General features: G+C 66.3%; 8 protein-coding genes. All 8 read left to right on the forward strand.

What is annotated here, in order from left to right:
* The first annotated feature begins 1 nt into the window (after position 1).
* The 8 genes from QM806_RS10555 (at position 2) to fadD32 (ending at position 11,524) form a co-directional block, all read left to right on the forward strand.
* Complete coding sequence (locus QM806_RS10555; RefSeq protein ID WP_005565887.1) at positions 2-1,921, forward strand: arabinofuranosyltransferase AftB family protein; 1,920 nt, start codon at positions 2-4, stop codon at positions 1,919-1,921.
* A 337-nt stretch (positions 1,922-2,258) separates the two neighbouring features.
* Positions 2,259-3,269 carry an alpha/beta hydrolase gene (locus tag QM806_RS10560; RefSeq protein WP_043789365.1) on the forward strand — a complete coding sequence of 337 codons (1,011 nt, stop codon included), beginning with the start codon at positions 2,259-2,261 and terminating at the stop codon, positions 3,267-3,269.
* 285 nt (positions 3,270-3,554) lie between these two features.
* On the forward strand, positions 3,555-4,550 hold the full coding sequence (locus tag QM806_RS10565; protein ID WP_080606195.1) for an alpha/beta hydrolase: 996 nt from the start codon (positions 3,555-3,557) through the stop codon (positions 4,548-4,550).
* 131 nt (positions 4,551-4,681) lie between these two features.
* The gene (locus QM806_RS10570) at positions 4,682-6,568 is read left to right on the forward strand and encodes an alpha/beta hydrolase-fold protein (RefSeq protein ID WP_283291322.1); all 1,887 of its coding nucleotides are present in this window, start codon (positions 4,682-4,684) and stop codon (positions 6,566-6,568) included.
* 126 nt (positions 6,569-6,694) lie between these two features.
* Entirely contained in the window at positions 6,695-7,270 is a 576-nt protein-coding gene (locus QM806_RS10575; RefSeq protein WP_064080280.1) for a DUF732 domain-containing protein, read from the forward strand.
* 6 nt (positions 7,271-7,276) lie between these two features.
* A complete protein-coding gene (locus QM806_RS10580) occupies positions 7,277-8,257 on the forward strand; it encodes a cutinase family protein (protein WP_005565878.1) in 981 nt (326 codons plus the stop codon).
* A 194-nt stretch (positions 8,258-8,451) separates the two neighbouring features.
* Complete coding sequence (locus QM806_RS10585) at positions 8,452-9,441, forward strand: LLM class F420-dependent oxidoreductase (protein ID WP_283291323.1); 990 nt, start codon at positions 8,452-8,454, stop codon at positions 9,439-9,441.
* A 187-nt stretch (positions 9,442-9,628) separates the two neighbouring features.
* Positions 9,629-11,524 (forward strand): long-chain-fatty-acid--AMP ligase FadD32, encoded by a 1,896-nt coding sequence (gene fadD32 / locus QM806_RS10590; RefSeq protein WP_005260435.1) that lies wholly within the window; start codon positions 9,629-9,631, stop codon positions 11,522-11,524.
* Positions 11,525-11,580 lie beyond the last annotated feature (56 nt).

Here is an 11,580-nt window from a genome sequence, read left to right on the forward strand (position 1 = left end):
CTTGGTAGGAGGCGCCGAGGACTCGGACGCCGCCGCGGAGCGGACCACCGAACGCCACCGGAAGGCCATCCTCTCGAGGGTGGTCTTCCTCGGGGGTGTGGCCATCTCGGCTCTCCTGATGTTCTGGGGTGCCTGGGAACGGCGATGGATTGCCGACGACGGTCTGATCGTGCTGCGCACGGTCCGCAACCTCCTCGCAGGCAACGGTCCGGTCTTCAACTCGGGTGAGCGTGTCGAGGCCAACACCAGCACCGCGTGGACATACATCGTCTACGCGTTCAGCTGGCTCTCCCAGGCCCGGCTCGAATACGTCGTCCTGACGATCGCGCTGATCCTGTCCACGGCGGCGATCGTGCTCGCCATGTTCGGCACCGCGCGCCTGTACCGCGGTGGGTCCTTCGCCGGCGGCGGCACGCTGTTGCTGATGCCCGCCGGTGTGCTCGTGTACATCGCGGTGCCCCCGGCCCGCGACTTCGCGACGTCGGGTCTCGAAAGCTGCCTGGTCATCTTCTGGATCGCGCTGCTCTGGCTGCTGCTGGTCCGATGGAGTCAGGCCACCGCTCCGTCCACCACCTCGGTGCTCGTTCTCTCGTTCATCGCGGGCATGGGGCCCCTCGTGCGCCCCGAGCTGGCGATCCTGGGTGTGCTGTCGCTGGCCATGATCTTCCTCGCTCCCGGTCTCACCTGGGTGGTGCGGGTGGCGATGGTGTTCGTCGCCGGCATCGTCCCGGTGGGCTATCAGATCTGGCGAATGGGCTATTACGCCCTCCCGTACCCCAACACCGCGGTGTCGAAGGACGCCGGCGGCGCCAAGTGGTCGCAGGGTTTCGCCTACCTCTGGAATCTGCTCGGCCCGTACCTGCTGTGGCTACCGCTGGTCTTCCTTTTCGCCGGCGCCGTGATCGCCTGGCGCGGCCGGGACAAGTCCATCGAAGATGGTGTTCGTCACACCGAAGGAAATCGGCTGACGCGCCTGCGCGGATGGCTGCGGACGCAGAATGCCGTCGTCGTGTTCATTCTCGCGAGCGGGCTGATCCTCGGTCTGTACTCGTTGCGCGTCGGCGGCGACTTCATGCACGGCCGCGTTCTTCTCCCCGTTCTGTTCTGTTTCATCGTTCCCGTCGCCGTAATTCCGGTGCGAATTCCGGACCGGGCGGCGTGGGGGCGTAATGGGGAATCGTCGATTTTCCTCGCAATGGCTTTCCTGTGGGCCGGCACCGTCGTGTGGGCGTTTTTCGCGTCGAACACGACGGGAATGCCGGAAGGTGTCGTTATCGGACGTTCCGGAATTGTCGACGAACGCGCCTTCTACGTTCTCAACACCGGTCATGCGCACCCGATTCGCGCGGACGATTATCTGGACTACCCGCGGATGCGCGCCATGGTGCAGACCATCTCGGACACCCCGGACGGCGGCCTGCTCATCCCGTCCGCCGATTACACGTACTGGTTCGTCGTTCCTCCACCCCTTCCGATCCCGGACGGCGGCGCAGGTCACACGGTGTACTTCCTGAACCTCGGCATGACGAGCATGAACGTCGGTCTCGACGTGCGTGTGCTGGACCAGATGGGTCTCGCCTACCCGCTCGCGGCGCACACCGAGCGGTTGGACGACGGCCGTATCGGGCACGACAAGAACCTGTACCCCGACTGGGTCGTGGTGGACACGGGAATGATCGACAAGCACCCGTGGATGCCCGGATTCCTCGATGAGGAATGGGTGACCGAGGCGCGGGTCGCGCTCACGTGCCCCGAGACGCAGGACCTGCTGACGTCGTATCGGTCGGAACTGACGTGGCCGCGATTCAAGCAGAATTTCAAGGATGCGCTGCATTTCGCGAGTTATCGATTCGAACGAGTGCCCGCATATGAAATTCAGCGGTGCAATCTCGAGCCGCCGTTCCCGGAACCTGCCAAATAGGGCGAACCGGGCGGGGCGTGGGTCACCAGGGCGTCCCGGGTAGATCTCGATGTCGGAACATCAGATCTCGTTTGTGTAACGCAGGAACTGTCGGCGACGATGTACGTCGATGATGAGTCATCGTGACGGTGGTCTGGGAAGTTCCCTGGAAAGCGCTCCGTGAGCGTTTGTCAGAGAAGTTCGTGTGACATACAGTCCACCGAGCGCAGTGTGACTTGGAAGAGGTCCGCTGCCGACCCGGCTTCATGCCCGGGCCGGCAGGTCGCCTGTTCCCCGACGGAATCCGCCGGAGCCGCCCAGTGGCGGAGTCCGCAGACGAAGAGAGTGAGCAGTATTCATGCGTTTTGCCAGACCGAGGTTGTCTCAGCGCCTCAAGCAGCGTGCGATGGCCATCGGAGCCGTCGCATTGGTACTGCCTATGGGCGCAGGAATCGCTGGTGGAGCCGTCGCCGCAGCAGCACCGACGCACGCGGGTCCCGCCAAGACCGCGCCGGCCGGTGGCTACGAGGAACTGTGGGTTCCCTCTTCCATGGGACCGATCAAGGTCCAGGTCCAGTGGGCAGCCCGCGGCGGTAGCGCCGCCCTGTACCTGCTCGACGGACTGCGCGCCCGCAACGACCGCAACGCGTGGAGTTTCGAGACCAACGCGTTCGACCAGTACCGCAACGACAACGTGACCCTGGTCATGCCCGTCGGTGGCGAGTCCAGCTTCTACTCCGACTGGTACTCGGCGAGCAACTTCAACGGTCAGCCCGTCACGTACAAGTGGGAGACGTTCCTGACGCAGGAACTGCCCGACTTCCTGGCCAACTACGGCGTCTCGCGCACCAACAACGCCGTCCTCGGCCTGTCGATGGGTGGCAGCGCCGCTCTGACTCTCGCCGCGTACCACCGCGACCAGTTCAAGTTCGCCGGTTCGCTGTCCGGCTACCTGAACATCTCGGCTCCCGGCATGCGTGAGGCGATCCGCGTCGCGATGCTCGACGCCGGCCGCTTCAACGTCGACTCGATGTGGGGTCCGCCGTGGAACCCGGCGTGGCTGCGTAACGACCCGTTCGTGTTCGCGCCGCGTCTGCAGGGCCTGTCGATGTTCATCTCGGCTGCCAGCGGTCTGCCCGGTGAGTTCGACCACCCGCGCGCTCCGATCGACTACTACAACACCGCCAACGGCATGGGCCTCGAGGCTCTCGCCCTGGCCAACACCCGCGCCTTCCAGGTGCGTCTGGCCACCCTCGGTGTGCCGGCCACCTTCGACTTCCCCGCCAATGGCACGCACTCGTGGCCGTACTGGGGCTCGGAGTTGTTCAAGGCGCGCGGCCAGATCCTGGACACACTGGGCGCCTGGTGATCTGACACCACCCTCGTGGCGAATGCCGCCCCGCCGATCCGGCGGGGCGGCACTCGTGTGCTCCGGGGTGCCCGCGCCACGGCCGGAGCGTGAGGGAAAACCCAGGATTCCCTTCCCCCGAGAGTGCACAACGGAACGTTTTGTCAGTAAGGTGATCCCGTCGAGACGCCACCCGCGCAGCGAGCGCTGCGCGGGTGGCGTCTGTACGTGAGATTTTCACGAGAGTTATCGAGAGGTTGCCGCGGCCGCGGCGCGAGACGGATCAAGCGGAGGGAAGACGAGTTCATGCGTGTTGGGGGTTCGACGAGAACAAGCGGATGGGCCAGGCGTACTGCCGCCGCAATTGCTCTGGCGGTCGCACTGCCGCTGGGCGTGACCATGGTGGGCGGCGGCGCAACCGCATCCGCCGCCTTCGACCCCGCCGCGCAGGACTTCTGGGTCGATTCCGCCATGGGCCCGATCAAGAGCCGCATCTGGCGGGCCGCCGACGGCAACACCAACCGGGTGGTCTACCTGCTCGACGGTCTGCGCGCGCAAGACGACCTGAGCGGCTGGGAGGTCAACACCGACGCGGGCCCGTTCCTCGCCTCGCAGAACATCAACGTCGTCCAGCCGGTCGGCGGGCAGTCCAGCTTCTACTCCGACTGGATTTCGAACTCGAACCTCAACGGCCAGAAGACCCCGTACAAGTGGGAGACGTTCCTCACGGAGGAACTTCGCGACGCACTGGCGAACCGCCTCGGGTTCCAGTCCACCCGTAACGGTGTCATCGGCCTGTCGATGGGTGGCAGCGCCGCCCTGACCCTCGCCGCCTACCACCCCGATCAGTTCAACTACGCGGGCTCGCTGTCCGGGTACCTGAACATCTCGGCTCCCGGCATGCGTGAGGCCATCCGCATCGCGATGCTCGACGCCGGCCGCTACAACGTCGACGCGATGTGGGGCCCGCCGTGGAACCCGGCGTGGCTGCGCAACGACCCGTTCGTGTTCGCGAACAAGCTTCGCGACAACAACACCCGCCTGTGGGTGTCGGCCGCCAACGGCATCCCCGCCCCCGGCGGAGCCGCACCGACCGGATTCATGGACGTTTTCAACGCGAGCACCGGTGCGAGCCTCGAGGCGCTGTCGCTGGCGAACACCCGTGCCTTCCAGGTCAAGATGGCGACCCTCGGCGCGAAGAACGTCACCTACAGCTTCCCGCCCCGCGGCATCCACACGTGGCGTTACTGGCAGCAGCAGATCCACGATCTGGCGGGCGACCTCGGCAACACGATCGGGTAGCTCGGAAGTAACAATTGCACCAGCTGTAACAGCGCGGCACTCCCACTCGTCTGTCGTTTGCGTGTAGAAAGAACCGGAACGCGAGGCCGTGCTCCGTGTTGGCCTCGACGCGCAGAGAGAGAGTGAACGTCATGCGAGTAGGCCTGTTCAAGGCAGAACGTCAGCGTTCGTCGGCCGGAAATGTTCGAAGGCGGACGCTGGCCTCGCTTGCCGCTGTGCTCGTGGTGCCGGTGGCGGTCGGGTTCACCCAGACCGCCACCGTCTCGGCTGCGCCGGTCGCCGCGCAGGCTCCGGTGGCCACGCAGGCTCCGGGCGGCGCGACGATCCATCACGTCGACTGGCTCACCGACCGTCGCGTGGCGATCTGGATCAACTCTCCGTCGATGGGCGTGCCGATCCAGGTGCAGATGCTGCTTGCGCGCGACTGGAACTCGAAGCCCACGGAGAAGTTTCCGTCCGTCTACATGCTCGACGGTCTCCGCGCGCAGGACAACGAGAACGGCTGGACGCTCGAGACCGACGCCGAGTCGTTCTTCGCCGACAAGAACATCAACGTCGTCCTCCCGGTCGGCGGCCAGTCCAGCTTCTACTCCGACTGGGTGGCCCAGGACAACGGTCAGAACTATCAGTGGGAGACATTCCTCACGAAGGAACTGCCCCCGATCCTCGAAAGCGACTGGCGCACCACGCAGACACGCGGCGTCATCGGACTCTCGATGGGCGGCACGTCCGCGATGTTCCTCGCGGCCCGCAACCAGGGTTTCTTCACGTTCGCCGCGTCGCTGTCGGGCATGCTCACCACCACCGCGCTCGGGATGCCGCAGGCCGTCGCGTACGCGATGAGCGACGCAGGCGGATTCGACGCGGACGCGATGTGGGGACCCCCGACCAGTTCGGCGTGGGAGGAGCACGACCCCTACCTGCTGGCCGACAAGCTCAAGGGCGTCAGCCTGTACATCTCCAGCGGTAGCGGAACCACCGGCCCGTACGACCAGCCGTCCGGAATTCCGGGCGTCAGCACCAATTACGCGGGTATGGGCCTCGAGATCCTGTCGCGGCTCACGTCGCAGACGTTCGCGACCAAGCTCAACAAGCTGGGCATCCCCGCCCAGGTCAACTACCGGCCGTCCGGCACACACTCGTGGCCGTACTGGCAGTTCGAGCTCCACCAGCTGTGGCCGCAGCTCGCCGGCGCCGTCGACGTCGAACCAGACAAGCCGGTGTGCGCCACAGGCGGTTCCATCGCCGGGGTCGCCGGCGCGAACCCGTGGATCGGCGACTGCCTGACCCCCGAGTACAGCCTCGCGGGCGGAACGGTGCAGGACTTCCGCAACGGCCGGATCTTCGCCAAGTCCGACACCGGCGCGCAGCCGGTGGCCGGCGCCATCGGCGGCGTCTACCAGGCGACCGGTGGTCCGGGTGGGCCGCTCGGCTACCCGACGACGCCCGAATTGGCCACCCCCGACGGTCGCGGCCGCTTCAACCACTTCGAGCACGGGTCCGTCTACTGGTCGCCGCAGACCGGGGCGCACGCCGTCCGCGGCGCGATCCGCGACGAGTGGGCACGTCAGGGCTGGGAGGGCGGACCGCTCGGATACCCGGTGGCCGAGGAAGTTCCGACGCCCGGCAAGGACGGCGCGGTGCAGGGCTTCGAGATCGGCGCCATGTACTTCAGTCCCGCGAACGGCACCCACCGCGTGCAGGGAATGATCATGGGCAAGTATGCCGAACTCGGTTACGAGGGCGGGTGGCTCGGCTTCCCGAAGACCAGTGAGATCGCCGTCAAGGACGGCGGCCGGTTCAACCAGTTCGAGGGCGGCAACATCTACTGGAGCCCGCTGTCGGGTGCGTGGGCCGTCGAGAACGGACCGATCTTCGACGCCTGGAAGAGCGCCGGCTACGAGGGCGGCCGGCTCGGCTTCCCGATCAGCGACAAGTTCGCCATCCCCGGCGGCGTCCAGCAGAACTTCCAGACCGGTTACGTCACAGTGATCGACAACAAGGCCGAGATTCACTGATGGCCGGATCGCAGTAGAAATCTCACTCGCAGCGGGCGGGGCCGGGTCCGGCGGACCAGGGTTCCGCCCGATCTGCGTCTGTACCCTGTCGAGAGACAACGACTTGGAAAGCAAGGACGGAAATAGATGCCGCAGCACTCACGTATCAGCACCACCTTCCGACGGACGATCGCCGTAGGCGCGCTCGCCGTCGCAGCGAGCGGATTGTTGGTCGGGTGCGGCAGCGACGATTCCACGGCGACGTCGAACCCGTCCACCAGCGCCACGACGACCGCTGCGGCGTCCAGCTCCGCCGAGAGCTCGGCGTCTGCCGCGCCCAGCGCGAGCGCCTCGGCCCCGGCCTCCGCGCCGGTGACGAGCCCGGGTGAGGCGGCGACGGCGCCGCCGGAGCAGCCCGAGGAAGTTCCGGGCGACTTCCCCGGCCCCAGCGAGGTCCCGGTCAGCGCCGAAGGCCAGAAGTTCCTCGACGCGCTGAAGGCCAAGGGCATCGAGCCGGCCGCCGACGGCACCATGGCCGTGAGCACCGCCGACTTCATCTGCCAGGCCAAGGCCGAAGGCAAGAGCGACGCCGAAGCGATGGTGTTCGTCACAGCGATGGTCGGCACCGAGGCGTCGGCTGCGGGTCAGGAACTGACCCAGGAGCAGGCGACGGCCAACGCCCAGACCTACATGGATGTCGCCCACGCGACCTACTGCAAGTAGACGTCGATGTCGTTGACCGGGCGCGGAACGCGGAAGAAGAAGAGCAGCCTCCTGCGCAAGCTGGTGGTGCTGATCGTGATCCTGCTGGTGATTCTCGTCGCAGTGATCGCGCTCTGGTATCTCCTCGCAGGGCGACTGCCCAAGCCGATCCCGACCCCGCCCGGTCCCGAGCGTCCCAACGCCCAGCCGGCCAGCTGCCCCGACGTCCAGGTGGTGGTCGTCCCGGGCACGTGGGAGTCCAGCCCGACGGACGACCCGTACAACCCGTCGGCCAACCCGGCTTCGCTGATGCTCAACGTGTCGCGGCCGCTGCAGGAGCAGTTCGAGCCGTCGCGCGCCGACGTGTACACGGTTCCGTACGTCGCCCAGTTCTCCAACCCGATCGCCTTCCCGCCGGACGGGCAGCAGTCGTACAACAACAGCCGCGGCGCGGGCACGGCCGCCACCAACGACATCCTGATCCGTCGTCACGCCGAGTGCCCGCTGACCAGCTTCCTGCTCACCGGCTTCTCCCAGGGCGCGGTCATCGCCGGCGACGTCGCGTCGAGCATCGGTGCAGGTGACGGTCCTGTTCCGGCCGATCTCGTGCTGGGTGTCGGGCTCATCGCCGACGGTCGCCGCGACCCGGCCGCCGCCACGAATGTCGGCCAGCCCGTCACCGGCGTCGGAGCCGAACTGTCGTTGGCCGGTCTGCAGATCCCCGGAATCACGATGACCGGCCCGCGCCCCGGCGGATTCGGTGATCTCACGGACCGGGCGGTCGAGATCTGCGCCCCGACGGACGGAATCTGCGACGCCCCGGCGCAGGCGTTGAAACCGAGCAACTGGATCGGAAGCGGACTACGTCTACTCGAGTACAACAACAACCCCGTCCACGCGATGTACAACTCGTACGTCGTCGACGACTCCGGCACGACGGCCACGCAGTGGATCGCCGGTTGGGCTGCCGAGAAGATAGACGCCGCCCCGACCCCGGCACACAGTTGATTTTGTGGCGGGTGGGTTCACCGTGGTCGGTGAGCCGTGAAACGTCCCAAACAGATAGGCGAGACGCGTACTGGCCGGTAGTGTGCGTTTCTCGGCACCGGTAGAGTGCTGCACTGTTGCGGCATCACCGGTGCCCGACCCCACCGATGTTCACGTCCTGAAACGCGGGCGTTTCACCACAGGAGAAGCTATTCATGAGTTCCGACGCCAGCTCGTTGCGTAAGTTCCGATTCGCGGCAGGCGGAGAGGGCAACGCGGACGAGGGCGGCGCGCGTCGGTTCGTCAAGCTTGCGCAGAAGGCCGAGGAACTCGGGTTCGACAGCTTCATGATCCCCGACCACCTGGGTAACCAGGTGGGACCGATCGCCGCTCTCGGCGCACTCGCGATCGCCACGGACAAGATCCGGCTCGGCACCGCCGTCCTGGCCAACGGCTTCCGGCACCCGGCGATCCTCGCCAAGGACGCCGCCACCATCGACGTGCTGTCGGGGGGCCGCCTCGAACTCGGCATCGGCGCCGGCTGGATGAAGGAAGAGTTCGACAAGGGCGGCATCGACTACGAGCGCCCGGGCATCCGGATCGCCAAGCTCGAGGAGACCCTGCAGATCCTCGACGTGCTGCTGCGCGGCCAGGAGTGCAACTTCGACGGCAAGTACTACCAGATCAAGGGCCTGACAGGCAGCCCGCGACCGCGGCAGGGCCCGCGTCCCCCGATTGCCGTCGGCGGCGGCGGCCCCAAGATGCTGGCGCTCGCGGCCAAGTACGCCGACATCATCTCCGTGGCGACGCCCACCAGCAAGGAAGGCAAGCTCCTGCTCTCGGGTGTCACGCTCGAGAAGACGATGGAGCGCGTCGACCGTATCCGGGAAGCTGCCGGTGACCGGTTCGACGACATCGAACTGAACTGGACGATCACCAGCATCGTCATCACCGACGACCGTGAGCAGACCGCCGAGATGGCGCTCGCCGCACTCGATCAGGGCTTCCCGCCCAACATCGAGGTCGACACGAAGCTGTCCGTCGAAGACATCCTGAGCTCGCCGTATCTCGCGATCGGAAGCTTCGAGGAGATCGCCGATCAGATACGCATGGTGCGAGAAAAGACGACAATGTCTTACGTCGGTGTGTTCCCCACACAGATGGATGCGTTCGCGCCGATCATCTCGCAACTGAAGGGCGAGTAGACGCAGCGTACCGAGGGCGGCGATGCCAATCTGTAACATATCGATGGTTTGGAATCGATGAACTTATTCGGGTGAGTGGCGAGTTACGTCATTCCCCACGAGTTGTACAAGATCCGATTCGGCGAAGGAAGTCTGGGGCGCAGTCATGCCGGTGGCATGCCTGTGTGATCGCTTCGGAGGAGATGGAATGAACGCGAAGTTCGATGATTTTATCGACGAGAAGGGCCATATCAGGCTCGACTCGGGAAGCACGCTGGTCGACTACGTCCAGCGGCACACCCGGGAGAACTCGGACGAGCTGGCATACCGCTACATCGACTATTCGCGGGACAGAGACGGCGAAGCGCAAGAGCTGACCTGGGAACAGTTCGGCCACCGCCTGCGCGCCGTCGCTGCGCGCCTCCAGCAGGTCACCAAGCCCGGCGACCGTGTCGCCGTCCTGGCGCCGCAGGGTCTCGACTACGTCATCTCCTTCTTCGCCGCCATCCACGCCGGAACGATCTCGGTGCCGCTGTTCGACCCCGACGAACCCGGCCACACCGACCGTCTGCACGCCGTCCTCGGTGACTGCAAGCCTGCCGCCATCCTCACGGCCACCTCCTCCGCCGCGGGTGTTCGACAGTTCTTCCGTTCCCTCCCCGCCGCCGAACGCCCCCGCATCATCGCCGTCGACGCCATCCCCGACAGCGTCGGCGAGTCCTGGGTGCGCCCCGAGATCGATCTCGACGACATCGCGTACCTGCAGTACACGTCCGGTTCCACCCGTGTGCCCGCCGGTGTGGAGATCACGCACCGCGCCGTCGGCACGAACGCGCTGCAGATGGTCGACTCCATCGAGCTCAACGAGAACTCGCGTGGCGTCACGTGGCTGCCGCTGTTCCACGACATGGGTCTGCTGACCGTCATCCTGCCCGCCCTGGGCGGCAAGTACATCACCATCATGAGCCCGCGCGCGTTCGTGCAGCGGCCGTACCGGTGGATCAAGGAACTGGCAGCGGTGTCCGACGGTGCGGGCACGTTCGCGGCCGCACCGAACTTCGCGTTCGAGCACGCGGCCGCCCGCGGTCTGCCGAAGAACGGTGAGAGCCTCGATCTGAGCAACGTGATCGGTCTCATCAACGGCAGCGAGCCGGTCACCACGTCGTCGATGCGCAAGTTCAACGAGGCATTCGCGCCGTACGGCCTGCCGAAGACGGCGATCAAGCCCTCGTACGGCATGGCCGAGGCCACCCTGTTCGTGTCCTCCACCCGGCACTCGGACGAGGCCCGCGTCATCTACGTCGATCGCGACGAGCTCAACGCAGGTCGCGTCGTGAAGGTGGACCAGGACGCCGAGAACGCCATCCCACAGGTGTCCTGCGGGTACGTCGCGCGCAGCCAGTGGGCCGCCATCGTCGACCCGGAGTCGCGCATCGAGCAGCCCGACGACCGGGTCGGAGAGATCTGGCTGCACGGCGAGAACATCGGCATCGGCTACTGGGGTCGCACCGACGAGACCGCCGAGACGTTCCACAACAAGCTCACCAACCGGCTCGCCGAGGGCAGCCACGCGGAGGGCACCCCCGAGGACGCCAACTGGATGCGGACCGGCGACTACGGCGTCTACATCGACGGCGAGCTGTTCATCACGGGCCGCGTCAAGGACCTCGTGATCGTCGACGGCCGCAACCATTACCCGCAGGACCTCGAGTACTCGGCGCAGGAGGCGAGCACCGCGCTCCGCCCCGGCTTCGTCGCCGCGTTCGCGGTCCCGGCCAACCAGCTGCCCGCCGTCGTGTTCGAGAACACACACTCGGGTCTGAACTACGACGCGGGCGACTCGTCCGAGCAGCTCGTGATCGTGGCCGAGCGCGCACCGGGTGCGGGCAAGGCCGACCCCCAGCCGATCGCCGACACGGTGCGGGCGGCGTTGTCGAGCAGGCACGGGGTCACCGCGCGCGACATCCTGCTGGTGCCCGCGGGCTCGATTCCTCGTACGTCGAGCGGCAAGATCGCCCGCCGCGCGTGCAAGGCGAGCTACATCGAAGGCACCCTGCGCGGCGGATACACGCAGACGGCCTTCCCCGATAGCGTTTCCGAATAGTCCACTTCCTGACGGGTAGCTTGGTGAGTTGATGGCTGAAAAAGATGATGACCGGA

The sequence above is a fragment of the Rhodococcus sp. IEGM 1351 genome, assembly GCF_030056875.1.
GTDB classification, from domain to species: Bacteria; Actinomycetota; Actinomycetes; order Mycobacteriales; family Mycobacteriaceae; genus Rhodococcus_F; species Rhodococcus_F opacus.